The organism is Roseovarius sp. MMSF_3359 (assembly GCF_030733385.1).
Lineage (GTDB): Bacteria > Pseudomonadota > Alphaproteobacteria > Rhodobacterales > Rhodobacteraceae > Roseovarius.
Genome location: NZ_JASHJC010000001.1, coordinates 314,389 through 338,882, shown reverse-complemented (window position 1 = coordinate 338,882; position 24,494 = coordinate 314,389). Strand labels below are relative to the sequence as shown.

General features: G+C 61.6%; 25 protein-coding genes. 15 read left to right on the top strand and 10 right to left on the bottom strand.

Annotation, left to right across the window (positions count from 1 at the left end; all coding sequences use genetic code 11):
• Positions 1–72: 72 nt before the first annotated feature.
• Both RBB29_RS01685 and RBB29_RS01680 read right to left on the bottom strand, forming a co-directional pair.
• On the bottom strand, positions 73–849 hold the full coding sequence (locus RBB29_RS01685; RefSeq protein ID WP_306113420.1) for a tRNA1(Val) (adenine(37)-N6)-methyltransferase: 777 nt from the start codon (positions 847–849) through the stop codon (positions 73–75).
• Positions 842–1,057 carry a DUF2007 domain-containing protein gene (locus tag RBB29_RS01680; protein ID WP_306113419.1) on the bottom strand — a complete coding sequence of 72 codons (216 nt, stop codon included), beginning with the start codon at positions 1,055–1,057 and terminating at the stop codon, positions 842–844. Before RBB29_RS01680 ends, RBB29_RS01685 begins: the two co-directional genes overlap by 8 nt.
• A 55-nt stretch (positions 1,058–1,112) precedes the next feature.
• Here RBB29_RS01680 and RBB29_RS01675 point away from each other — a divergent pair, with 55 nt between their 5' ends.
• Positions 1,113–2,114 carry a polyprenyl synthetase family protein gene (locus RBB29_RS01675; protein WP_306113418.1) on the top strand — a complete coding sequence of 334 codons (1,002 nt, stop codon included), beginning with the start codon at positions 1,113–1,115 and terminating at the stop codon, positions 2,112–2,114.
• On the opposite strand, the gene RBB29_RS01670 is transcribed toward RBB29_RS01675, so the two are convergent.
• The 4 genes from RBB29_RS01670 to RBB29_RS01655 all read right to left on the bottom strand — a co-directional run bounded on the left by RBB29_RS01670 (position 2,111) and on the right by RBB29_RS01655 (position 7,336).
• Positions 2,111–2,950 carry a 4-(cytidine 5'-diphospho)-2-C-methyl-D-erythritol kinase gene (locus RBB29_RS01670; protein WP_306113417.1) on the bottom strand — a complete coding sequence of 280 codons (840 nt, stop codon included), beginning with the start codon at positions 2,948–2,950 and terminating at the stop codon, positions 2,111–2,113. The two genes, RBB29_RS01675 and RBB29_RS01670, sit on opposite strands and share 4 nt — an antisense overlap.
• Positions 2,937–4,652: a tetratricopeptide repeat protein gene (locus RBB29_RS01665; RefSeq protein WP_306113416.1), complete on the bottom strand. Its 1,716-nt coding sequence runs from the start codon at positions 4,650–4,652 to the stop codon at positions 2,937–2,939. Before RBB29_RS01665 ends, RBB29_RS01670 begins: the two co-directional genes overlap by 14 nt.
• 108 nt (positions 4,653–4,760) lie before the next feature.
• Complete coding sequence (locus tag RBB29_RS01660; protein WP_306113415.1) at positions 4,761–6,395, bottom strand: electron transfer flavoprotein-ubiquinone oxidoreductase; 1,635 nt, start codon at positions 6,393–6,395, stop codon at positions 4,761–4,763.
• A 155-nt stretch (positions 6,396–6,550) separates the two neighbouring features.
• On the bottom strand, positions 6,551–7,336 hold the full coding sequence (locus RBB29_RS01655; protein WP_306113414.1) for a DUF2927 domain-containing protein: 786 nt from the start codon (positions 7,334–7,336) through the stop codon (positions 6,551–6,553).
• 345 nt (positions 7,337–7,681) lie between these two features.
• Between RBB29_RS01655 and greA the strand changes: the two genes are divergently transcribed.
• The 3 genes from greA (at position 7,682) to RBB29_RS01640 (ending at position 9,766) form a co-directional block, all read left to right on the top strand.
• Positions 7,682–8,152: a transcription elongation factor GreA gene (gene greA / locus RBB29_RS01650; protein ID WP_306113413.1), complete on the top strand. Its 471-nt coding sequence runs from the start codon at positions 7,682–7,684 to the stop codon at positions 8,150–8,152.
• A gap of 32 nt (positions 8,153–8,184) precedes the next feature.
• Complete coding sequence (locus tag RBB29_RS01645; RefSeq protein ID WP_306113412.1) at positions 8,185–9,204, top strand: hypothetical protein; 1,020 nt, start codon at positions 8,185–8,187, stop codon at positions 9,202–9,204.
• Between the two features lie 109 nt (positions 9,205–9,313).
• Positions 9,314–9,766, top strand: a complete 453-nt coding sequence (locus RBB29_RS01640) for a hypothetical protein (protein ID WP_306113411.1) — start codon at positions 9,314–9,316, stop codon at positions 9,764–9,766.
• A 227-nt stretch (positions 9,767–9,993) separates the two neighbouring features.
• Here the strand turns inward: RBB29_RS01640 and groL are convergent, their stop codons facing one another.
• A complete protein-coding gene (groL, locus tag RBB29_RS01635; protein ID WP_306113410.1) occupies positions 9,994–11,634 on the bottom strand; it encodes a chaperonin GroEL in 1,641 nt (546 codons plus the stop codon).
• Between the two features lie 38 nt (positions 11,635–11,672).
• Positions 11,673–11,960, bottom strand: a complete 288-nt coding sequence (gene groES, locus RBB29_RS01630) for a co-chaperone GroES (protein ID WP_306113409.1) — start codon at positions 11,958–11,960, stop codon at positions 11,673–11,675.
• A gap of 219 nt (positions 11,961–12,179) precedes the next feature.
• Here groES and RBB29_RS01625 point away from each other — a divergent pair, with 219 nt between their 5' ends.
• From RBB29_RS01625 to RBB29_RS01580, 10 genes are all read left to right on the top strand, one after another.
• Complete coding sequence (locus RBB29_RS01625) at positions 12,180–13,166, top strand: TraB/GumN family protein (protein ID WP_306113408.1); 987 nt, start codon at positions 12,180–12,182, stop codon at positions 13,164–13,166.
• A 143-nt stretch (positions 13,167–13,309) separates the two neighbouring features.
• Positions 13,310–13,648 (top strand): DUF952 domain-containing protein, encoded by a 339-nt coding sequence (locus RBB29_RS01620; RefSeq protein ID WP_306113407.1) that lies wholly within the window; start codon positions 13,310–13,312, stop codon positions 13,646–13,648.
• On the top strand, positions 13,645–14,703 hold the full coding sequence (locus RBB29_RS01615) for a quinone-dependent dihydroorotate dehydrogenase (protein ID WP_306113406.1): 1,059 nt from the start codon (positions 13,645–13,647) through the stop codon (positions 14,701–14,703). The genes RBB29_RS01620 and RBB29_RS01615 overlap by 4 nt, the downstream gene beginning before the upstream one ends.
• A complete protein-coding gene (gene arsC, locus RBB29_RS01610; protein WP_306113405.1) occupies positions 14,700–15,041 on the top strand; it encodes an arsenate reductase (glutaredoxin) in 342 nt (113 codons plus the stop codon). Before RBB29_RS01615 ends, arsC begins: the two co-directional genes overlap by 4 nt.
• 10 nt (positions 15,042–15,051) lie before the next feature.
• Positions 15,052–16,683, top strand: coding sequence for a hypothetical protein (locus tag RBB29_RS01605; protein WP_306113404.1), 1,632 nt, complete (start codon positions 15,052–15,054; stop codon positions 16,681–16,683).
• An 80-nt stretch (positions 16,684–16,763) separates the two neighbouring features.
• Complete coding sequence (locus RBB29_RS01600; RefSeq protein ID WP_306113403.1) at positions 16,764–18,005, top strand: MFS transporter; 1,242 nt, start codon at positions 16,764–16,766, stop codon at positions 18,003–18,005.
• Between the two features lie 105 nt (positions 18,006–18,110).
• The gene (locus tag RBB29_RS01595) at positions 18,111–19,037 is read left to right on the top strand and encodes a branched-chain amino acid ABC transporter permease (protein WP_306113402.1); all 927 of its coding nucleotides are present in this window, start codon (positions 18,111–18,113) and stop codon (positions 19,035–19,037) included.
• On the top strand, positions 19,034–19,978 hold the full coding sequence (locus RBB29_RS01590; RefSeq protein ID WP_306113401.1) for a branched-chain amino acid ABC transporter permease: 945 nt from the start codon (positions 19,034–19,036) through the stop codon (positions 19,976–19,978). The genes RBB29_RS01595 and RBB29_RS01590 overlap by 4 nt, the downstream gene beginning before the upstream one ends.
• Positions 19,975–20,682 (top strand): ABC transporter ATP-binding protein, encoded by a 708-nt coding sequence (locus tag RBB29_RS01585; protein ID WP_306113400.1) that lies wholly within the window; start codon positions 19,975–19,977, stop codon positions 20,680–20,682. Before RBB29_RS01590 ends, RBB29_RS01585 begins: the two co-directional genes overlap by 4 nt.
• Entirely contained in the window at positions 20,682–21,377 is a 696-nt protein-coding gene (locus RBB29_RS01580; protein ID WP_306113399.1) for an ABC transporter ATP-binding protein, read from the top strand. The genes RBB29_RS01585 and RBB29_RS01580 overlap by 1 nt, the downstream gene beginning before the upstream one ends.
• A 337-nt stretch (positions 21,378–21,714) precedes the next feature.
• Here the strand turns inward: RBB29_RS01580 and ribA are convergent, their stop codons facing one another.
• Positions 21,715–22,806 carry a GTP cyclohydrolase II gene (gene ribA / locus RBB29_RS01575; RefSeq protein ID WP_306113398.1) on the bottom strand — a complete coding sequence of 364 codons (1,092 nt, stop codon included), beginning with the start codon at positions 22,804–22,806 and terminating at the stop codon, positions 21,715–21,717.
• Between the two features lie 165 nt (positions 22,807–22,971).
• On the opposite strand from ribA, the gene RBB29_RS01570 reads away from it, so the two are divergent.
• The gene (locus RBB29_RS01570; protein WP_306113397.1) at positions 22,972–23,658 is read left to right on the top strand and encodes a response regulator transcription factor; all 687 of its coding nucleotides are present in this window, start codon (positions 22,972–22,974) and stop codon (positions 23,656–23,658) included.
• 189 nt (positions 23,659–23,847) lie between these two features.
• Here the strand turns inward: RBB29_RS01570 and RBB29_RS01565 are convergent, their stop codons facing one another.
• Positions 23,848–24,456: a gamma-glutamylcyclotransferase family protein gene (locus RBB29_RS01565; protein ID WP_371931403.1), complete on the bottom strand. Its 609-nt coding sequence runs from the start codon at positions 24,454–24,456 to the stop codon at positions 23,848–23,850.
• Positions 24,457–24,494: the final 38 nt, after the last annotated feature.

The following is a 24,494-nucleotide window of genomic DNA, read 5'->3' as shown; positions in this document are numbered from 1 at the left end:
TGCACCACAATTTCCGCCCCATGTCACGCTGCGCGCGCAGCATATTCGATAAAAAATCTACTTTAAGTTGTATTAACAAACCTGCTGAAAGGGCAAGTCAGCCCCCTCCCGGAGGATACAAGCCGTTGCTCTCGTGTAGTTTTCCCCATCCACCTCATGGGACGCACCTTCGTGTAACACCCATCCAGCATGCAATTTAAAGGCCGCTTTGCCGCCCTTTCGCCCTCGAACCAGGACCAGATGCGCCGCCCGACCGGCCCTGGGAATCAGGGGGAGGACTTCCAGACTGCCCAGATGCTGCGATGCAGCGGTGAGAATCTCGGGCAGTTTCGCGGCGCGGTGAATCAAACAGACATGTCCCTTGGGCGCCGTGCGCCGGGCCGCGACCGCGATCCACTCAGCCAGGGAGAGTGTTTCGCCCAAGGCGGTTTCCCGCCCGTGGTCGCGCGCCGGTGTGCTGGAGGCACGGTCGAAATAGGGTGGGTTCGCGAAGACATGAGAGAACTGACGTTGCGTCAGCTCTGCGGGCATCTGCGCAAGGTCGCCGGTGATGATCCGGGCCTCAAACCCGTTTTCAGCCGCGTTGCGGCGCGCAAGATCGGCATAGTCCGGCTGTATCTCGATCCCCGTCAGCGACAGGCCCGGGACCCGCCGCGCAAGACAAAGCAATGCCGTGCCGACGCCGCAGCCAAGCTCGAGCACAGTGTCGCCCGCCTGCGCAGGGACGCTGGCGGCCAGTAAAACAGGGTCAATTCCGGCCCGGTAGCCCCGTTTTGGCTGGTGGATCCGCAACCGCCCACCGAGGAAGTCATCGGTGGTCACCCCGTCCTCTGCGCGGGTGTCAGCCATCCACGTCGATCCCGTTGTCCCGAAGCGTCCGCGCGGCGCGATCATAATCGCCCTCCCGCACCATCAGGCGACGTGGGAAAATACCGATGGAACCTTCGAGAACACTCATATTTACGTCCATTTCAAAGCAGTCTATACCCTCGCCCTGAAGCAGCGCCTGGGCAAAGGCAATTGATGTGGGGTCGGTTGTGCGCAAAAGCTGTTTCATGGGGATGACTTAAGGGCACCGCTAACCGTTTGTCGAGCGGTGTGACAGGAGTGTGATGGGTTTGGACCACGCCGCAACGAAACCGCATGAGAAGCTGGCTGCGCACCTGACCGACAAGCTGGACGGGGTTAATGCACTGATCCGCACTCGGATGGAATCGCGCCATGCCCCGCGTATCCCCGAAGTGACCGCGCATCTGGTCGAAGCGGGTGGCAAGCGCCTGCGCCCGATGCTCACGCTCGCCGCCGCGGACCTCTGCGGCTATGGCGGCGAGTATGACGTGCACCTGGCTGCGACAGTCGAATTCATCCACACCGCAACGCTTCTGCATGACGACGTAGTCGATGAAAGCGCGCAGCGGCGCGGACGGCCCACGGCCAACCTGCTCTGGGACAACAAGTCGAGCGTGCTTGTGGGCGATTACCTCTTTGCACGCGCATTCCAGTTGATGGTCGAAACCGGCTCTCTACGGGTACTGGATATCCTGGCGAATGCGTCTGCGACGATTGCCGAAGGTGAAGTATTGCAACTCACCGCCGCGCGGGATCTCGCAACGGACGAAGACATTTACCTGCAGATCGTACGCGGCAAGACAGCCGCACTTTTCTCTGCCGCGACGGAAGTGGGCGGCGTGATCTCGGGCGTGGCCGAAGACCAGATACAGGCGCTTTTTGACTATGGTGACGCCCTCGGTATCGCGTTTCAGATCGTGGACGATCTGCTTGATTATCAAGGGCAAAGCGCCGCGACCGGCAAGAATGTGGGCGATGACTTCCGTGAACGCAAACTGACGCTGCCCGTCATCAAGGCCGTGGCCGCCGCCGATACGGAGGAGCGTGCGTTCTGGACCCGGACCATCGAAAAAGGCGATCAGCGAGACGGTGATCTCGAGCATGCACTGACCCTTCTGGCGCAGCATGATGCGCTTGGGCGGACGCGGCAGGATGCGCTGCAATGGACATCCAAGGCCAAGGACGCCATCACCAAGCTTCCGGATCATCCGGTGCGGCAGATGCTGATCGACCTGGCCGATTTCGTGGTCGCGCGAGTGAGCTAGGCCACGGGGCCGTTCAACCGCGTCGCCGCCACCCACCATCCTGGATAGTCCTGATGCAGGCGCCCCGCCGCAGAGGCCGCGGTTTCCGCATCGCCATAAAGACCGAAGCAGGTGCCACCGGACCCCGACATCCGCGTCAAAAGGCAGCCCGGCGTGACGGCCAGCGTATTGAAGACATGTTCGATGATCGGTTCCGCCTCGATCGCGGCATCCTGCAGGTCGTTGCGCATATCCCCGAGCCAGGAGACCAGTTCGCGCGCGGAAGCCCCGGCCGGCAGGTCATCGGGCATCGGCGGATTGTTGTGATTGCGCAGGCGTTTGAACACCTCGGCGGTCATCACGGGCAGTTTCGGATTGACCAGAACCGCGTGCAGCACCGGCAGGTCCGGCACGGAATGAATATCATTACCGATGCCCCGCATCCGCGCCGCCTGGCCGTGCATGCAAACCGGCACATCCGCGCCAAACGGCACAAGGTCTTCGGGGATCGGTTTGCCGCTTACTTCCGAGAGCGCGCGGAAGGTCGCCGCGGCGTCGCTTGATCCGCCCCCGATGCCCGCGGCCACGGGCAGGTTCTTTTCCAGCGTGATGTGCGCCGACACACCCATGGCATCCGCCGCCTGCGCCACGAGGTTGCTGCGGTCGCGGGGCAGGGTTTCCGCCATCGGCCCCTTGATGATCATGATCGGCGTGTCTGACAATTTGGCGGTGATCCGGTCACCGACATCGGCGAACATCACCAGCGAATCGAGCAGGTGATATCCATCTTCTCGCTGACCGGTGACATGCAGCGTCAGGTTCACCTTTGCCGGTGCAAACGCCTTAGCCTTCTTCATCGACGACTTTCAGCGGGGCACTGCCCTCTTCTTCAAGCACCTGATCCAGTCCGACTTCGAGCTTGCGGCGAATGCGGTCGGGATCGACATCCGACGTGGTTTCGCCTTGGTCCACAAAGGACAGTGCGCGGTGCCACTGGAATTCGGCCTCCTGGTACCGGCCCACGGCCCAGAGGACATCGCCCAAGTGGTCGTTCACAACCGGATCGACGGGCTCAAGCTCGGCGGCGCGCTCCATATGGCCAACCGCCTCTTCGTAGCGGCCCAGGCGGTAAAGCACCCACCCGAGGCTGTCGATGATGTACCCGCTGTCCGGACGCGCAGCGACGGCGCGTTCGATCATGTCCAGCGCCTCGTCGAGATTGATCTGCTTTTCAACCATCGAATAGCCGAGATAATTCAGGACCTGCGGATGTTCGGGGTTGAGCTCCAGCGCCTTGCGGAAATCTGCCTCGGCCTTGTCCCATTCGCCCAAACGCTCATAGCTGATGCCGCGCGCGTAGTAGACAAACCATTGTTCCTCTTGGCGTTCGGCATAGATCCGCAGCGCCCGGTCATAGGCCTTTGCCGATTTGCTGAACTGCTCAAGCTGACGATAGAGATCACCAGCGGACACATGCACCACCGGGACGTCGCCATGGGTCTGCGACAGCTGCTCCAGGACCTCCACCGCGGCATCGATTTTGTCCGACCGGCGCAGCGCCTCGCCCCGGCCCAGTTCGGCAAGGTAATACGAAGGGTGATCGCGCGGCACACGGCGATAGGCCGCGGTTGCCAGTTCATAGCGTTGCAGGTTTTCCAGAAGCTCTGCCGTCATCAGGATCGCATCGACATTGTCAGGCGTCAGGTATTCGGCAATCCGCGCGTAAAGCAGCACGTAATCCTGCCCCGCGTCGGCCTGCAACGCCCGTCCGAGCGAGAAAAACACCTCGGCCACACCATCGCGGGCGCCACCGATTACGCTGAAGGGAAGGCGTTCGTCCGCGGCAAGTTTGCGCCGCAATTCTTCGATCTCCGGGTCAAGGCCCGCACCAAAGACATCGTCGATGACCGCGACCGCTTCTTCGTTGCGCTCCAACTGGCTCAAAACCTGCGCCCAGGCCATGGTGCCGCGCCGTGTGCGCTGCATCGGGCCATCGGAGGCGCCGGTGAAAATCTGTTCGGCGCTTTCGAAATCACCGACAGATGCCAGGGCCAGCGCCTTGTGATAGATCGCGAAGCTGCGCAATCCGCGCTGATCGGCCACCTTGTCAAAAAGCTCGAGCGCGGTCTTCATGTCGCCTTTGCCCATATGCGCCCAGGCGGAGATCAGGCCATCGGCCAACTCACCGATACCTCGGTTGCGCTCGATCCGGTCAAGTAGCGCATCGTAATCCTCGCGCCGCCCCTCATCCGCAACAAGCGCCATATGCGCGACCTGGCTCAGCAGGTCGGCCTCCTCGATGCGTTGCGCGATTGGCAGCGCCTTGTCGATCTCACCCAGACCGACGAAGGACGCAATGGCGTTTTCCATCAATGCGGGATTGGACGGGTCCTTGATCAGCGCCCGCGTGAAATGCTCCGCCGCCGCGGTAAAGTCATTCTGATACCGGGCCTGAAGCGCGGCCAGATAGGCACCCACATCTTCGGTTGCCTTTACGGGGGCCGGGGACAGCTGCAACGCGGCTGCCAGAACGGCAAGGGAAAGAGATCTGAGTTTCACGTGCGCCTGCCTTTGGGATTGCTCACCCGGCAAACTAATCCGCCCGCCCCTTCAACGCAATGCGGGACAGCCGATAAGCTGCCCCGCAAGCAAGAAATCACGCGCCTTTTACATATTGGGATAGTTCGGACCATCCCCGCCCTGCGGTGTGACCCAGTTGATGTTCTGGCTCGGGTCCTTGATATCGCAGGTCTTGCAATGCACGCAGTTCTGGAAGTTAATGACGAACTTGTCATCGACCACCTCATAGACCCCGGCCGGGCAATACCGCTGCGCCGGTTCGGCGTATTTCGGCATGTTGATCGACATCGGCACGTTCGGGTCCTTGAGCTGCAGGTGCGCGGGCTGGCTTTCCTCGTGATTGGTCATCGAGAAGCTGACATTGGTCAGCCGGTCAAAGCTGAGCTTGCCATCCGGTTTGGGATAATCGATCGGTTTGTGCGTGCTGGCCTGCTCGGTCGCCGCCGCGTCGGTCTTGCCGTGCTTGAGCGTCCCGAAGAGCGAGAAACCGAACGTGTTGGTCCACATATCGAACCCGCCCAGGGTCAGGCTGGCCAGCAGGCCGTATTTCGACCAGAGCGGTTTGACATTGCGGACCTTCTTGAGGTCCTTGCCGATCTTGCCGGTCCGTACTTCGGTCTCGTAGTCGTTAAGCTCATCGCCCGAGCGGCCCGCTTCGATCGCCGCGTGAGCCGCCTCGGCGGCAGCCATGCCGCTCAGCATCGCGTTGTGGTTGCCCTTGATCCGCGGCACGTTCACCATGCCCACCGAACACCCCAGAAGCGCCACGCCGGGCGCGACCATCTTGGGCATCGACTGATAGCCGCCTTCGCTGATCGCACGGGCGCCATAAGCAACGCGTTTACCGCCTTTCAGCAGTTCAGCCACCATCGGGTGATGCTTGAACCGCTGGAACTCCATGTACGGGAAGAGATGCGGGTTGCGGTAGTTCAGGTGGACCACGAAACCCACGTAAACCTGATTGTTCTCAAGGTGATAGATGAAGGAGCCACCGCCGGCATTACCCCCCAGCGGCCAACCCATCGTGTGGGTGACGGAGCCTTCCTTGTGCTTGGGCGGGTCGATCTCCCAGATCTCTTTCATGCCAATGCCGAATTTCTGCGGCTCCTTGCCCTGCGACAGGTCGTATTTGGCAATCACTTCCTTGGCCAAGCTGCCGCGCACGCCCTCGCTGAGGAAGACGTATTTGCCGTGCAATTCCATGCCCGGCTCGTAGTTCGGACCATGGCTGCCATCAGCTTCTTTGCCGAACTCACCGGCGACCACGCCTTTGACGTTGCCCGCCTCGTCATAAACGATTTCCGAGCAGGCCATGCCGGGGAAAATCTCGATGCCCATTTCTTCGGCCTGTTCCGCCATCCAGCGGCAGACATTGCCCATCGACACGATGTAATTGCCGTGGTTGTTCATCAGCGGCGGCATCGGGAAGTTCGGGATGCGGATTTTGCCCGCCTCGCCCAGCATGAAGAAATTGTCATCCTTGACCGGCGTGTTGAGCGGCGCGCCCTTTTCCTTCCAATCGGGGATCAGCGCATCGAGACCGCAGGGATCAAGCACGGCGCCCGACAGGATATGCGCGCCCACTTCGCTGCCTTTTTCCAGCACCACCACCTCGCGGCTCGGGTCCAGCTGTTTCAGACGGATCGCGGCACTCAACCCCGCAGGACCGGCGCCCACGATGACAACATCGTATTCCATTGCTTCGCGTTCAATCTCGGCCATTCTGCTCGCTCCTCTCGGGCAAAAATTCGATTTGAGATTGGCTAAACTAGAGATGCCACCATTGCAATCGCGACGGCACGTTAAACCATGTCGTCGCGACCATTTTGCGCAAATCTTGCGGGATTTGACGGAATTCGGGGGCGCCCGGCTATTGCCTATTGCAGGTTGGCATAGATGTTGAGCACATCGTCGACTTCGTCGCCATTGCGAATCCGCGGATCATAAAGCGCGGCAAGCAGGCGGCGGTCATAGTCCCGCGGCTTGTTGTCGAGCAGGTTGTCGAAGGTGAAATAGCTCGAATCCTGCGCATCGTTCATCAGGCCCATGGCCTGCACCATCTCTTCATAGATGCAGTGGCGCCGGATGTTGTCCTCGGCATCGGGCGCGATCAGGATGGTGCCGAACTGGATGCTGTCACCGTTGGACAGCACCTTGAAATAGCACGGGCCATTGCCCTGCACATAGCCGCGCGTCAGGCTGCCCGAGAACCGGCCATAAGACGTCAGCGCGATGAAATGCGAGGCAAGGTGCGGCGATACCATGAACACAAAGACATTGGCCGAAAGCTGCACATCTTCCTTCTGCGCGATCAACAGGTCCGACGTCATCTGACCCGCTTCGGTGCGGCGCGGATTGTAACGCGATGCGGTGTAGAACCGCGGATCGAACGTGTCTTCGGCGATGTTCACGAAGGTCGGCGGCTGGATCGGCAGGCCCGTGGCGCTCACGATGAAGTCGGTCACGTCTTGAAACGCGCCTTGATCCACCGGCTGATCATGCACCACGACGAACCGCGGCGGATAGTGCCACTTTTTGACGGTATTCGACTTCGCGGCAACGATGATCCGCGCATCTTCCAGGTCGTCAGCGGCGGCTGACCCTCCGATTGACATCGACAAGGCCGCCACCGCCGCCACCAAAACACTCAACACTCTGCACATGCGAAACCTCAACATTACCCGTATAGGCAGAAAATCGCCAAAATAGTCGCCTGTGTCAAATCACACTTGTCACTTTTTTGGAATGTTTTGTGATTCGAACGTGACGTTATCGCCCTGGAGGGCGCGGCGGCTTCGCCAATGACCCCGCGCGCCGCAATTCCCTAACGAAACCTTGCACCGCCGGACCGGCGGAAAGCGGCAGTTTTGGACCGTCCCGAACAGGAATGGCTTGCCAAATGTCATCCCCTATTGCATCCGCACTCTCGCTCGGGGCAGTCTTGCACGACGCAACCCATAGATACCGGGCCAGACCGCGGCTCAATGACAAGACAGTGGACGATCGAAATGGACAAGATTCCAATGACGCATGCGGGGTTTGCCGCGCTTGAGACGGAACTGAAGCAACTCAAATCGGTCGAGCGTCCGGCCATCATCCGCGCCATTGCCGAAGCGCGCGAGCATGGCGATCTGTCCGAGAATGCCGAGTACCATTCTGCCAAGGAAAAGCAGTCCTTCATCGAGGGCCGCATCAAGGAGCTTGAAGGGGTGATTGGCCTCGCCGAGGTGATCGACCCTGCAAGGCTCTCTGGCACGATCAAGTTCGGTGCGACGGTCACGCTGGTCGATGAAGATACTGACGAGGAAAAGACCTGGCAGATCGTTGGCGAACACGAAGCCAGCATCGAAAATGGCCTTCTGAACATAAAATCGCCCATTGCCCGGGCGCTGATCGGCAAGGATGAGGGCGACAGCGTCGAGGTACGCACGCCCGGTGGCGACAAGTCTTACGAAGTGTTAAAGATCGCCTATATCTGAAGCGCCTGCAATTTATTGAATGGCAAAGCATCATGTCCGATCAACCGGAGTCACATCCGACCCCCTTGGGGATTTATGACAAGGCGCGCAAGGAGACGATTACCGGCATCGAGGTGATCGCGATTGCGCTGTCCCTGCTGTGGTTGCTGGCCACGGCGGTGTTTTTCCTCGTGCTGGCACCAAGCGGGATGTTCAACGGCTCGGGCGGGGCGTTGCAATTCGTGATGGTCCTGCTGGCGATTTTCATGCCGGTCGCGATGATCTGGGTAGCGGCGACGGCGGCGCGGGCCAGCAAGGTCATGCGCGAGGAAAGCCAGCGGTTGCAGACGGCCATCGACGCCATCCGGCAGACCTATGTCGCGCAAAGCCAGGGGCGGAACACGGTTACCGAACCGTCGGTGTCCAAGAAACTTGACGAGATCGCCGCCGCGCAACGCAAGACCGAAAGCGCCTTGGCCACGTTTTCCTCATCGCGCGAGACGGCCACTGCCCGCCCGGCACCACCGCCCGCCGCACCAGAGGCCGCAAGCGACGACCAGGTGGCACTGCCGCTTGGCACCTCGGCCGAGGATATCCAGCCGCCACCGGAACGGCCCGATTTCATCCTGGCCCTGAACTTCCCGGAAAATGCCGCGGACAAGGCCGGGTTTGCCGCCTTGCGCCGGGCCTTGAAGGATCGTTCCACATCGCAGCTTATTCAGGCCGCGCAGGACGTGCTGACGCTCCTGTCGCAGGACGGAATCTACATGGATGATCTGCGCCCCGACATGGCCCGCCCCGAAATCTGGCGCCGCTTCGCCGCCGGCGAACGCGGTCGGACAATCGCCTCCCTGGGCGGTGTGCGCGACCGCTCGTCATTGGCGCTTGCCGCCACACGGATGCGAAACGACACGATCTTCCGCGATGCCGCGCATCACTTCCTGCGCCTCTTCGACCGGATGTTCACACAATTCGCCGAAACCGCGACGGATGCCGAGATATCCGAACTCTCCGACACCCGCACCGCCCGCGCCTTCATGCTATTGGGCCGCGTGGCGGGGACGTTCAACTAACTCAACACTCTGGGATTGTCTGCTGTGCGGACAAACCGACCGTTCAATGTGATAGCCTGAACGACGGTATCCAAGTAGTTTCAATAACTAACAGAAGGAGAACTTAAACGTGCCCCCATTCGTCCCCAAAATGTTAGTTAGTCTGTGCAAAAGAAACTATGCGTCGGAAAATCCGGATTTGGACGCTTGGTTGAGTGATGTCTGCATGCTCGTATCGATGACGAATGGCGATTTGGAAGAACTCATCACAGAGTCAGGATTTGGCGAACAAGAACTAATCGCGTCAATTCACTTTTTTTCTGTAACTGGCGCATTCGACATACTTCAAAAACTAATTTCTAGTTATTTGGAAGAAAACGCATCGGACGAGAATGCAGTGTTTGCACTTGCGAGCATTTTGATTGGTGCCCACAAAGCTACATATTCGGTTGAAAATAAAACGCGTCTGGCAAAGGCACTGGGTACATCGGTTACGAACGAAGTCGGAGAAGGTTTATGGGCTAAAGTCGAAAAACGCCTTCTGAAGGATAAGATGCTTCCGTTAGAATTGTATAACGATTGATATACCACGCATAGATACATCTATGTTCGGTTCGATACGAGAAGCGCCTGACCCAACGATCATGTGCCAACTGTTCAGCGCCAATTCTATGGGTCACTTTTGAGCACTGTTTGTGGAACGGACGTTCGCGGCACCACGAAAAATGTCCGCTTCGGGCTCAAAGCGGGCATTCAACGAAATTGGGGCCGCCCGGAGGCGACCCCAATCCTTTAGCGCGAAGGCTTGGCTTACATCATGCCGCCCATGCCGCCCATGTCGGGCATGCCGCCACCGGCGGGGGCGTCTTTGGCGGGCTTGTCGGCAACCATCGCCTCGGTGGTGATCAGCAGGCCTGCGATCGAGGCTGCGTCTTCCAGCGCGGTGCGGACAACCTTGGCCGGGTCAATCACGCCAAACGAGAACATGTCGCCATATTCTTCGGTCTGCGCGTTGAAGCCGAACTTGGCATCACTGCTTTCGCGGATCTTTCCGGCAACGACCGATCCGTCAACGCCCGAGTTCTCGGCGATCTGACGCAGCGGTGCTTCGAGCGCACGGCGCACGATGGCGATACCGTTGTTCTGGTCGCTGTTGGCACCTTCGAGCGAGGCAATCGCGTTTGCGGCCTGAACCAGCGACACACCGCCGCCAACCACGATGCCTTCCTGAACGGCGGCACGGGTCGCGTTCAGCGCGTCATCGACACGGTCCTTACGCTCTTTCACTTCCACTTCGGTCATGCCGCCGACGCGGATCACGGCAACACCGCCTGCCAGCTTGGCAACGCGCTCTTGCAGCTTCTCACGGTCGTAGTCGGACGTGGTTTCCTCGATCTGGGTGCGGATCTGTGTGACGCGCGCTTCGATCTCGGCTTTCTCACCGGCACCGTCGATGACGGTCGTTTCATCCTTGGTGATGTCAACGCGCTTGGCCGAGCCCAGCATGTCCATGGTGACCGATTCCAGCTTCATGCCCAGATCTTCGGAGATGACCTGACCGCCGGTCAGGATCGCGATGTCCTGCAGCATGGCCTTGCGGCGGTCACCGAAGCCCGGTGCCTTGACAGCCGCGATTTTCAGACCGCCGCGCAGCTTGTTGACCACGAGGGTTGCCAGTGCTTCGCCTTCAACATCTTCCGCGATGATGAGCAGCGGTTTTTGCGACTGGATGACTTGCTCAAGCAGCGGCACCATCGGCTGCAGCGAGCTGAGTTTCTTTTCGTGCAGCAGGATCATGCAGTCTTCAAGCTCTGCAATCATCTTGTCGCTGTTGGTCACGAAATAGGGGCTCAGATAGCCGCGGTCGAACTGCATGCCCTCGACCACGTCGGTCTCGGTTTCCAGGCCTTTGTTTTCCTCGACGGTGATGACACCCTCGTTGCCGACCTTCTGCATCGCGTCTGCGATCTGCTGACCGATTTCGGCTTCGCCGTTGGCCGAGATGGTGCCAACCTGAGCCACTTCGGCGCTGTCTTTGACTTCGCGCGCTGCGTCCTTGATCGACGCAACCACTTTCGAGGTCGCCAGGTCGATACCACGCTTCAGATCCATCGGGTTCATGCCCGCGGCCACGGCTTTCATGCCTTCGCGCACGATGGCCTGGGCCAGAACGGTTGCTGTGGTGGTGCCGTCGCCGGCTTCGTCATTGGTGCGGCTGGCGACTTCTTTCACCATTTGCGCGCCCATGTTCTCGAACTTGTCTTCCAGCTCGATTTCCTTGGCAACCGACACACCGTCTTTGGTGATGCGCGGTGCGCCGAAGCTCTTGTCCAGAACGACGTTACGGCCTTTGGGGCCCAGGGTTACCTTCACCGCGTCAGCCAGGATGTTCACACCCTTGAGCATCTTGTTGCGGGCATCGGTATCGAATTTGACGTCTTTAGCAGCCATATCTCGAATTCCTTTGAATTAGTGTTTCAGTCAGCGGCTCAGGCGATCACGCCCAGAATGTCGCTTTCTTTCATGATCAGCAGCTCTTCACCGTCCAGCGTGATCTCGGTGCCCGACCACTTGCCGAACAGGACCCGGTCACCGGCGCTGATGGCCATCGGGATCAGTTCACCGCTGTCCTTGCGGGCGCCTTCGCCGCAGGCGACAACCTCGCCTTCGCTCGGCTTTTCCTTGGCGCTGTCGGGGATGATCAGCCCACCGGCTGTTTTCTCTTCGCTTTCAACGCGGCGTACAACGACGCGATCATGTAGCGGTTTAAATGCCATCTCTGAGGCTCCTTAGCTCAAAGTTACTCCCTCTTGGCCCCTCCCCAAAAGATCATGGTGGGGCCGTTAGCACTCACCTTGATCGAGTGCTAACGGCGCATAGCTAAGGACGTGAGAAAACGGAGTCAACAACTTCGCGCAAATTTTTTCGAAGCATTTACAACGCAGCAGACCCCGCTTTGCCCTTGCGGGTCGCGGCGGGCTGCGTAGTGTTGCCCCATGCTACGTTTTCTTACTCTTGGCTTCTGCCTGCTGATGCCGCCCACCGCTTTCGCGCAATGCGAAGGTCAGGACCTGATCCAAACCCTGTCGGACGCAGACCGGGCAACACTCACCGAGCGCGCAGCAGAAACCGCCTATCCCGAGGGGCTCTTGTGGCGCGCGACCCGCGGCGACACGACCTTCACTCTCTTTGGCACCTACCATTTCGAACATGATCGCACGGCCGCCCACCTGGCCGCACTCAAGCCGATGATCGATCAGGCGGACAGGGTCTATCTCGAAGTCTCGAACGATGACCAGGACCAGTTGCAGCGCGAACTGGCGCGGGACCCGTCGATCATGTTCATCATGCAGGGCCCAACCCTGCCCGACCTCCTGGGCGAAGAGGACTGGCAACGCCTAACCGAAGAAATGAATGCCCGCGCCATCCCCGGGTTCATGGCTGCCAAGTTCAAACCCTTCTGGGCCGCGATGATGCTGGGGATCGGCCCCTGCGAAGCCCGCAACAGTCTCGCAAGCGACGCCGGCATCGACAAGCGGATCGGTGACTACGCCAGTGAAATCGGCAACCCGAGCCGCTCGCTCGAAGATTTCCGCAAACTGCTCACTCTCTTCGACAGCTACCCGCAAGAAGAACAGCTGGACATGATCCGCCTGATGTTCTCCTGGTCCGGCGATGCGGACGACCTGGCCTACACGCTGCGTCAACGCTACCTCGCGCAGGAGGTTGCGCTGATCTGGGAATTCTCCCGCCTGATTTCACTCAAATACGGCGGCCCGGACGCCGAAACGGATTTCGATCTCTTCGAACAACAATTGCTGATCGAACGCAATCACGGCTGGGTGGAGGTGCTGATGCGCGACACGACGAACCAGACGGTTTTCATCGCAGTGGGCGCCGCCCACCTGCCTGGTGAGCACGGCCTGCTGCACCTGCTCGACGCGGAAGGTTTCGACATCACGCGCCTGCCCTTCGACGGCTAGGCCCCTACCCACGCCACACGCGACCCGAGGAGGCGCCCGGAGGGCAACGACGAGATATCCGGCGTGCGCGTCCAGCGCACTCAATTTAACAACGGCTGCGCTTCGCGCTTGACCGCCAACCGGGCGCGAGGCATCACGCTTTCATGCTGATCTACAAGATTTTCCACGCCTCCGAATGGGCCGATCTGAAAGCCAACAAGGAAACCGCCGGCGCGCCGGTCGACCTGGCCGATGGCTACGTGCATTTCTCGACACTCGCGCAAGCACCCGAAACCGCCGCCAAACATTTCGCTGGTGAAGAGGGGCTGATGCTCCTGGCGGTCGAGGCCGACACGCTTGGCGACGCGCTGAAATGGGAACCCTCGCGCGGCGGCGCGCTCTTCCCGCATCTCTATCGCAACCTGCACCTGTCCGATGTCCACTGGGCGCAGCCGCTGCCCCTCGTCGACGGCGAACATCAATTCCCGCCGGGTCTGACATGAAGTTGATCGAACGCGCGGGTCTCGCCGCGCTGCACCGATGTGACCCGGAAACCGCCCATGGCCTCGCCGTCCGGGCACTGCGCCTTGGGCTCGCACCAACGCCCGGGCCGGTCACCTCGCCGCGCCTGCGCACAAACCTTGCCGGGCTTGATCTGCCCAACCCGGTGGGCCTCGCCGCCGGGTTTGACAAGAACGCCACCGCGCTCGCGCCCCTCAGCCGCGCGGGCTTCGGCTTCATCGAAGTCGGCGCCATCACCCCGCGCGCGCAGCCGGGCAATCCGCGCCCCCGGCTCTTTCGCCTCTCCGACGACGATGCGGTGATCAACCGCTTCGGGTTCAACAATGACGGGATGGAGGCCGCCGCCCGCCGACTCGCCAAACGGCCCAAGGCGGCCATCATCGGCCTCAACCTCGGTGCCAACAAGGACAGCGATGACCGGGCCGAGGATTTTGCCCGGGTCCTGTCCCATTGCGGCCGCTACCTGGATTTCGCCACGGTCAATGTCTCCAGCCCCAACACCGAAAAACTGCGGGACCTGCAGGGACCCGAGGCTCTCACCGCCCTGCTCAAAGGCGTGATCGAGGCGCGCAACTGGCTGCAAAACCCGATCCCCGTCTTCCTCAAGATCGCCCCCGATCTCGCGCTGTCCGATTTGGGGGACATTGCCGAGGTCGCGCTTTCAACCGGGCTCGACGGGATCATCGCCACCAACACCACGCTGTCGCGCGAAGGCCTCACAAGCCCGCACCGGGACGAGGCCGGGGGCCTTTCCGGTGCCCCGCTTTTCGAAAAATCCACCCGTGTTCTGGCGCAGCTTACGCAGCTCACCGACGGCAAACTGCCCCTGATCGGCGTGGGCGGCATCAGCAGCGCCGAGGAAGCCTATGCCAAAATCTGCGCCGGGGCGAGCGCGGTACAGCTCTATTCCGCGATGGTCTATCGCGGGCTGTCGCTTGCCGCAGATATCGCACGAGGTCTCGAACCACTGCTTGACGCCGACGGATTTACCAATATCTCCGAGGCCATCGGCACCAAAAGACAGGACTGGCTATGACCACCATCTGGCACAACCCGCGCTGTTCCAAATCCCGCCAGACGCTGGCGCTTCTGCAGGAGCGCGGGGAGGACGTCAGCATCCGCACCTATCTCGACGATGCGCCAAGCGCCGATGACATCCGCGCGGCCCTAACGGCCCTCGGCCTTAAACCCATTGACATCACCCGCACCGGCGAGGCGCTTTTCAAGGAGCTTGGCCTTGCGAAAACCGACGATGACGAAAACCTCATCGCGGCGCTGGCCCAGCACCCGAAACTGATCGAACGTCCGATTGTTCTCAAAGGCGACCGCGCCGCACTTGGACGCCCGCCGGAAAGCGTGCTGGCCATTTTGTGACCGGGATCAGATGACGATACTCGGCAAGTTCCATCGCGCCGTCGATGCGGTTGTCTTCGACCTGATCCGGCAATTGCGCTGGTCCTTCCTGCCGCCGATCATGATCTATTTCGCCTATGGCGTGGCCACGCTGACCGGGATCGTGGGGACGTTCTTTGTCAAGGATTACCTCGACCTCTCCGCCGCTTACCTGGCCGGTCTGGCCTTCTGGGCGGGGCTGCCCTGGGCGTTGAAGATGCCCCTGGGGCATCTGGTCGACATCATCTGGAAATGGAAATGGGTGCTGGTCTGGCTGGGCGCGGCGCTAACGGCTGCCAGCATGTTCATCATGTATCTGGTCATCGTTCAGACCGACATGATGCAGGCGGTGATGCCCATCAGCAGCTGGTACATCACCTCCTTCATCCTCGCCCCCTGCGGCCTTGTCATTCAAGACGCCGTCGCGGATGCCATGTCGGTCGAGGCGGTGCCGAAGCTGGACCAAACTGGCCAGCCGATCCCCGAAGAAGACGCCAGGGCGATGCATGTCACGATGCAGACGCTGGGCCGTTTTGCCCTGATTGGCGGCACGGTCGTGGTGGCACTGCTCAACATCTACATGTTCTCGGATATCGAGGCCCTGACCGGCGCCGACAAAGAAGCGATCTATGCGCGGATCTACCTCCTTGGCCTGATCGTGCCATTGCTGTCCGTCTCGGGCGTGGTGCTCGCCGGGGTCCAGAAAAACCTGCACCGCCGCCGTTTGCGACTGCACGGCGCATCCGAGGCAGACATTGCCGCGCTGGACCGCCCGGAGGAAGAAACCACGCCGAACCCTTGGTACTTCATCGGCGGTGCCGGTTTCGTGGCGCTCACCCTCGGCGTTGGCCTGTCGGACATCGCCTATGGTCAGGAAATCATCTTTGCCGGGTCGATGATCATCGTGGCCCTGCTGATGCGACAGCTCGTGTCTGTCCTCAGCCCGGCACAGGCCAGGGCGCTGATCGGCACTGCGCTGATCCTCTTTTTCTTTCGCGCCGTCCCCCGCCCCGGCCCCGGGCAGACATGGTTCGAAATCGACATCCTGGGCTTTGACCAGCAATTCCTGTCGGTCCTGTCATTGATCGTCTCGGTGCTGACACTCGTCGGCATGGTCGTATTGCGTCCGATGATGGCCACCCGCTCGATCACCTGGCTCGTCGTCATGCTTACACTGGTGGCGGGCCTGCTGACCCTGCCCAACATCGGGCTCTATTACGGCGTGCATCATTGGACCTCCGCCCTGACCGGCGGGATCGTCGATGCGCGTTTCATCGCGGTCCTCGATACGGCGGTCGAATCGCCCCTGGGACAGGTGGCGGTCATTCCGATGCTGGCCTGGATCGCCCGGAATGCGCCCGGGCACCTCAAGGCCACGTTTTTCGCCGTGATGGCGTCCTTCACAAACCTCGCGCTCTCGGCCAGCGCACTCCTCACCAAGTATCTCAACCAGATCTATGAGGTCACCCGAGAGGTGCGCGATGCGGCCACGGGTACCGTCGAGGTCGCGGCGGATTACAGCCAGTTGGGCTGGCTTCTGCTGACGGTTGCCGCGCTGACCGTGGCCCTGCCGATCCTGACAATACTTGTCGTCAAACGCTCTCCCCTGCGCAGCAACGATTGACGCATCGGCGGTGATCTCACACTGATGAACGGTGACAGGGAACAGGGTCAGACCCCCTGGGCCCGCGAAGGAACCGGCTCATGACGTCTCAACATGCCACGGATGGCCCCACCCGCAATATCGCGCTTTATCCGTGGTACCAGTTCTGCCGCAACCTCGTCTTCTGGCAGGCGGTCTGGTTCCTTTTCTTCCAGGACCGCCTGACCCCGGCCGATGCGATTCTGCTTTATGCGATCTACGACATTGGCACGACCGCGTTGGAAGTGCCGTCGGGATACCTGTCCGACCGGATCGGGCGGCGCTTCACGCTGATCGCGTCGGGCATCGCGGCCCTGATCGGCGCGGCGCTTTTGAGTTTCGGCGATGGTTTTGCCGTCTTTGCCCTCGCGCAAGTTTTCCTCGGGGCCAGCACCGCGTTCAATTCCGGCACCGACAGCGCGCTCTTGTTCGAATCGCTCGCTGCGGATGACCGGCAGGACGAAATCGAGGCGCAGGAGCTGCGCGCCTGGCGATTCTCTTTCGTCGCGCTGGCACTGTCGGCTGTGCTGGGCGGGGTGATGTCCTATGCCGATGCGGAACTGCCGTTCATCGCGGGCACGATCGTGGCCGTGGGCGTCTTGGTCCTGACGTGGAAATTCAGCGAAGCCCAGACCCACGGCGCGCCTCACCCACAAGGCTCCGAGTTGATGCGGCTAGCCTCGCTCAAACCCGCGCTGGTGCAACCGGTTCTGGGCTGGCTCTTTCTGCTCAGTGTCCTGATGTACGGGTTCAGCCACCTGCCCTTTGTCTTCGGACAACCCTTCATCCTCGAAGCCCTGAACGGCGCAGGGCTGGCCGCAGAGGCCCCGATCGTCAGCGGTGCGACCTCGGCGGTGATGATGCTACTGTCGGTTATGACCTCGCTCATTGCCCTGCGTCTGCGCCATGCCATCGGTCTGCCAGGTATCCTGCTGCTGGCCTTTGCCATGCAGATCGCCCTGGTGGGGGTCCTGGCATTGACCAATTCGCTGGCGGCCATCGTGCTTCTCTTCTTTCGGATGGTGCCGAACTCGCTGTCGCAGCCCTTCATCCTGGCCCGCACCCAACCGCTCCTCGATGACGATAGCCGCGCCACCTACCTGTCCCTGCGCAGCTTCTGTGCTCGGCTCCTCTTTGCCGGGTCGCTCTATCTCGCGTCGCAGTCGACATCGGCGCAAGACACGCTGGCCTACGCGGAATTGCAGGTCATCCTCGGCTGGTACGTGGTGGCCGGTGTCGTCGCGCTGACCTCGTTGCTGTTGCTGGCGCGCTCGATCGCGATTGAACCCTCCAAGACGACCTGACCTCGCGGTCCCGCGCGCGCGCAGGCGACACGTCCGGCAACAAAATCGCACCGGGCCACGTTCCACCCTTGCCCCCCGCGCTGCATCGGGGCAGCTTGGCGCGTAATGGAACTGGGACCTTACCTTATCCTCGCCTCGCTCGAAGGGGCCGTGACCGCCGCCGTTCTGGCGCTAACCGCCGTGGGCCTGTCACTGGTCTTTGGCGTCATGCGCGTGGTCAACATCGCCCATGGTGAGTTCTTCATGCTGGGCGCGGTCATCGCCTGGTTTATCGCCCATAGCCTTGGTGGTCACCCGGCCGTCGGATTTGCCGTGGCGCTTGTCGCCGCACCGCTGATCGTTGGCGCCATTGCGGTCGCGGCGGACATGACCATCCTCAAACGGGTGGACTATGACCCGGAACGCACCATCGTCGCCACCATCGGGCTCCTCTACATCATCCAGCAACTGGCACTCATGACCTATGGCCCCGATGCCCGCCCGGTCGAGGCACCGTTCAACACCCGCATCGCCCTTCCGTGGTTCGAGCGTGGCGAGGGCGGCTGGCAGATGATCTGGCCCTGGGGCCTTGGCACCACGACCTACAAGCTCGCGGTGATCGGCGCCGCAGTGGCGGTGTTGCTCGGCGTGTGGCTTCTGATGAAACGCACCCGGATCGGGCTGGTCATGCGCGCCACGCAGGCCGACCGCGACATGGCGCTGGCCTTTGGTATCCCGGTCGAGCGGGTCTATGCGATGGTCTTCGGCATGGGTGCGGCGCTGGCGGCACTGGCGGCGGTGTTGATCGTACCCATCCAGCAGGCACATTACCTGATGGGGGCCGATCCGCTTCTGCTGAGCTTCATCGTGGTCATTATCGGCGGCCTCGGCAGCCTGCCCGGCACGGTGCTGGCCGCCGTGCTGATCGGGCTGTCGGATGGCATTATCTCGGTCTTCTTCTCGCCCACCCTGGCCAAGATTCTAGCAACCTTGCTCGTTGGCCTCGTCCTCGTCTTCCGCCCCGAAGGCCTTGCCGGGAAACGCGGCGCATGAGCACCGGGGCCAAGGTCATGGCGCTTCACGGCGGGGTGCTGGTGCTGCTCTTCGTGCTGCAATTCATCCTGCCAGCCTATCACCACGGCAACTTGGCGCGGATCATGGTGCTGGCAAGCTACGCCGTCGGCTACAACATCCTCTTTGGCTATACGGGCCTTCTCAGCCTCGGCCACGCGCTCTTCTTTGCCGCGGGCATGTATGGCATGGGGCTTGGCATCCAGCATCTGGACCTCTCCGTGGCACCCGCGCTGCTCGCCGGGGTGCTGGCCGGGGCCGTGGTCTCGACCGCGCTGGCGCTTCTGGCACTGCGCACCTCGGGCGTGGCCTTCATGATCGTGACACTGATGTTCGCGCAGGCGGGCTACCTCACCGTGCTCTATTTCGGCGAGTTCACACGCGGCGACGAGGGTTTCGTGATCCAGCAGGCGCAGAGGGTGCTCTGGGGCATCGACCTCAGTGATCCGACCAACCGGTATTTTGCCGCCCTGATCCTCTTTGCGCTGAGCCTTCTGGCCTCGCTCTGGCTCGTGCGGCGGCCTTTCGGCAAAACCCTCGTCGCCATCCGCGAGAACGAGGAACGGGTGCGGATGCTGGGCTATGACACCTACAAGCACAAGCTCATGGCGATGGTCATCTCGGGTACGATCTCGGCGGCCGCGGGCGCGGCTTATGGGCTTCTCTTTGGCTATGCAGGGGCCAGTTTCGCCAGCGTGCAATACTCGATCTTCCCGCTTCTCTGGGTGCTCCTGGGTGGGGCCGGAACCGTCCTTGGCCCCTTTGTCGGCACGCTCTTCATGTTCTATCTGATCGACCTCAGCTCCGGCATCACCACGGCCTACATGCTCATCGCGGGCGTGGTGTTGGTGCTTCTGACACTCTTTGCGCCCCAAGGCCTGATCGGAGAGCTGCGCAACCGGCTCTGGCGGTGGCTACCATGAGCCTCCTGTCGACCCGCGCGCTCTCCAAACATTTCGGTGGGCTGCAAGCCGTAGAGGATGTCACCATGGCGGTCCCCGAGGGCGAGGTCCGTGCCCTGATCGGCCCAAACGGCGCGGGCAAGACGACGCTCGTGGGCATGATTAGCGGACGCATCGCGCCCTCTTCGGGGCAGGTGCATTTCGACGGGGCGGATGTGACCGCCCTGCCTGCTCACAAACGCATCCTGCGCGGCATGGCCTACACGTTTCAGATCACGTCCGTTTTCGAACGCCTCCCCGCCGGGGAGAACGTCGCATTGGCCGCGCGGCGGCGGCTCAAGGGGACGCAAGTGACCGACGCGGTGGCCGGGGCGCTGGATCGCGTGGGGCTGGCGCATCTGGCCGACCATGAGGCTGGCGATCTGTCCTATGGTCACCAACGCCTGCTGGAAATCGCGATGGGGCTGGTGCAACAACCCCGCCTCCTGATCCTGGATGAGCCGACGCAGGGCCTGACCGACAGTGAGATCACGAATTTCAAGGCGCTGGTACGCGATCTGGCGGGCAAGACGACGATCCTTCTGATCGAACATAACATGAGCGTCGTGATGGAGACCGCCGATCAGGTGACCGTGCTGAATTTCGGCGCGGTGCTGGCCGAAGGCACGCCAGATGAGATCCGCGCAGACCGCGATGTGCAAGCCGCCTATCTGGGGACAGGGTGATGCTGGTACTCGACAAGATCAATTCCGGCTATGGCCGCGCGCAGATCCTGCGGGATCTTTCGCTCACCGTGAAGAGCGGCGAGATCCTCTGCCTGTTGGGCCGCAATGGCGCGGGCAAGACAACGACCATGCAAACAATCATGGGGCTTCTGCCGCTCATGTCCGGGCAGATCACGTTGGACGGTCAGGATGTGGGCAGGCTTCCGCCGCATCTCGTGCCCCGCGCGGGGATCGGGTATGTGCCACAGGGGCGGCGCCTCTTTGCCGGGCTCAGCGTGGCACAAAACCTCGAAATCGGGCTGCGCACCCGCAATCATGGGCCTGAGACGCTGGACGAAGTGCTGGAACTCTTCCCCCGCCTGCGCGAACGCTTTCGCCAGCGGGCCGAGACCCTGTCGGGCGGAGAACAACAGATGCTTGCCACGGCGCGGGCGCTCTGCCTCAAGCCCAAGGCGCTTTTGCTCGATGAGCCGACCGAGGGGTTGCAGCCGTCGATGATCGAGGCCATCCGGCAGGTCATCGTCCAGATGCGCAGCCAGGGCGTGGCGGTCCTGCTGGTCGAACAGCGCGTCGATGCGGTGATTTCCGTGGCCGACCGGGTGGCCTTCATCGAAAACGGCCAGGGCGGCGAGGTAATTGACGCCGAAACCCTCCGCCGGGACCATTCCATTGTGGAGCGGTATATCGGCGTTTGAGAACTGTTTTCGCACGGCCTCCGCTATCTCGATCATAACCTGAAGTCGAGTTCTAGTTTGATCCCATCGCGGACGTTCGAGTTCGCCTCCCGCGCGGAATCAAGGCCGAAGGCCGCCGCGCGATCGCCAGACCGCCCGCACGGGCTGGCGATTGGGAGAGGCTGCGCTCCGAATTGAGGTTTTTTAGAGTTGGCAAAGATAAAGTGCGCCTCACAACGGTCGATCGCCATCCCGCGGTCTGGCAATCGCGCGGCTCGTTATCGGATGTCCGGTTGGTCCGCTAAGCGGCCATAGATTACCCGCGCGCGCCGCCATCTGTCTACAAGCCGCTCTCGATCTACAGCAAGTGCCCCGATTTCTTTGCCTTGGTCGCCAAATAGGCCCGGTTATGGGCGTTCTCGCCTACCTGCAGGGGGACGCGTTCGGTGACAGCGACACCGTTGGCCTGCATCATCTCGATCTTTGACGGGTTGTTGGTCAGCAGGCGCACCTCGGCAAAGCCCATAGACCTGAGAATGTCCGCGCCGATGCGGAAATCGCGTTCGTCATCCTCGAAGCCCAGTCGGTGATTGGCGTCAACCGTGTCGAACCCCTGATCCTGCAAGGAATAGGCGCGCATCTTGTTGGCGAGGCCAATCCCGCGGCCCTCCTGGTTGAGGTACAAGAGCACGCCTTCGCCCTCTGCCCCCATCTGCGCCAGCGCGCCGCGCAGTTGCGGGCCGCAATCGCATTTCAGACTGCCCATCAGGTCGCCGGTAAAACAGGCCGAATGCAGCCGCGCCAGAACAGGCCGGTCGCGCATGGGCTTGCCGATCTCGACGGCATAATGCTCTTCGCCGCCATCCTCGGGGCGGAAGATATGAAGCCGCCCCGCCTCGCTCACCTCAAGCGGCAACCGGGCGCTCACCACCGGGTTGAGCGCACTCGACGCCGCCAGCAGCGGCGCTGCCTCCGCCACATCCACCAAGGTCAGCCCGTTGCGCGCGGCAAATCCGGACGCATCGGAAAGCGGCAAGACCAATGCGGCGGGCAGGAGTCGCGCGGCCTTGGTCAGGCGCAGGGCCACGCGATGCAACTCCGCCGCGCCATCGCGTTGCGAGATCAGCGGGCCTTTCATCGGCGTCTTGAGATCATCCGCCGGATCGGCCACGCCCAGCACCCAGGCAAGCGTCGCATCGGGCGGCAGTTCGACACGGGCCAGATCGCCGTCATAGGCGCGTGCCTTGAGCGTCTCGGCCCGGCGCGCGGTGATCGCGAGGACCGAGCCATCGCCCAAAGCCCGCACATCCGCAAGACGCTGCGCATCCAGCGTTTCGGCCGCCAGCACAAGTGCAGCACCAGCGTGATCCATCAGAACCACCGGCACCCCCATGCGCAAGTCCGCACGGGCGCGGGCCAGGATTTCTGTTATGTCGGGAGCCAGACTCATCGGCAGGCGCTTCCTCTTGGATTTCACCGTCAGATGTACAGGCTTTTGAAACGGATTGAAACATTCGCTCGCAGCCCAACACGTGGCCGTGAAAAGACTGTAGCACACCTTGTCGACGGCCACCGCCTACCGCATCTTCGGTGAAACAACGCAGGGAATTTTCCTATGGGACAATTGAAAAAGATTTTGCTGGTCGACGACGATGATGATCTGCGCGAGGCGCTGAGCGAGCAATTGGTCATGACCGAGGATTTCGACGTCTTCGAGGCCGCAAGCGGATCAGAGGCGATGACCAAGGCCAAGGATGCCATTTACGACCTGGTCATCCTGGACGTGGGCCTTCCCGATACCGATGGCCGCGAGCTTTGCCGGCTGATGCGCAAGCAGGGCGTGAAATCCCCGATCATGATGCTGACCGGCCATGACGGTGATGCCGATACGATCCTGGGCCTCGATGCGGGGGCCAATGATTACGTCACCAAACCCTTCAAATTCCCGGTTCTTCTGGCCCGTGTTCGCGCACAACTGCGCCAGCATGAGCAATCCGAAGACGCGGTTTTCCAGCTTGGGCCGTATACGTTCAAACCGGCGATGAAAATGCTGGAGACGCAGGACGACAAGAAGGTACGCCTGACCGAGAAAGAGACCAACATCCTCAAGTTCCTCTACCGCTCGACCGAGGGCGTGGTGCCGCGCGATGTGCTGCTGCACGAGGTCTGGGGCTATAACGCGGGGGTCACGACCCACACGCTGGAGACCCATATCTACCGCCTGCGCCAGAAGATCGAGCCCGATCCCTCGAACGCGCGTCTTCTGGTCACCGAATCCGGCGGTTACCGCCTGCTGGCCTAAATGCCTGCGCCTTGACCAAGATCAATGTCTGCTCCGCCGTCCCTCCTCTAGGATCAGACCAACACCCGTCGCATATGCGGGCAATCATATGTACCTCCCTGTTGGACTGGCCCCGGCATCGCCCGGGGTCTTTTTTTGCCCAGGGCTCTCCGAGGCTTTTGGGCGAAGCATCGCGAAGGGTGCAGCCTGTCACTCCCGCCAGGCGGTCGGGTTCGGACCTTCGTCAGGCGGAAGGATCGACACGTTCAGGCGGGCAAGATGGTCGTCCACCAGGGCAATCTCATCCGGGCCAAGCGTGCAATGACGCGGGTATCGCGGTGCGCTGCGGTCGTCGATGATCGGCGCGTCCCAGCCATGGGTAGTCGCAAAGAACCGCTCCACCCCGCCCGTGCCGAATTCCGTCAGGTAGCCCTGCACCACCACGTCGATATAGCTCAGGAGCAGCGAATGGGTTTGCGTGGGGGCCTCATGCTGTCCCGCAGGAATGGCATAGACCGCGATCTGCGGCGCATGTGCCAAGCCATGCGTCACCTGATGCGCGGCAGGCACACGGGCATAGGCGCGTTCGCGGTAATCCAGCGCCTCCCAATCCTGATCCGGGACCGGCGCGATCAGCCCGTCGATCCGGCAATCCGGGTCCGGTACGACGGTCAGGTATGCCACCTCGCGCAGCGTCGTATAGCGCCAGATCCGCCGCCACCCGTCGAGCAAGGCCACCTCGGCCCCCTCGAACCCGTGGGTCTTGCGATTCACCAGGCTGCCATAGCCAAAGAAATATGAATGCGGTGTTTTTGTTATCTTTCTGTCTCTTGATCTCGATCAAGGGGGTGCCGCCT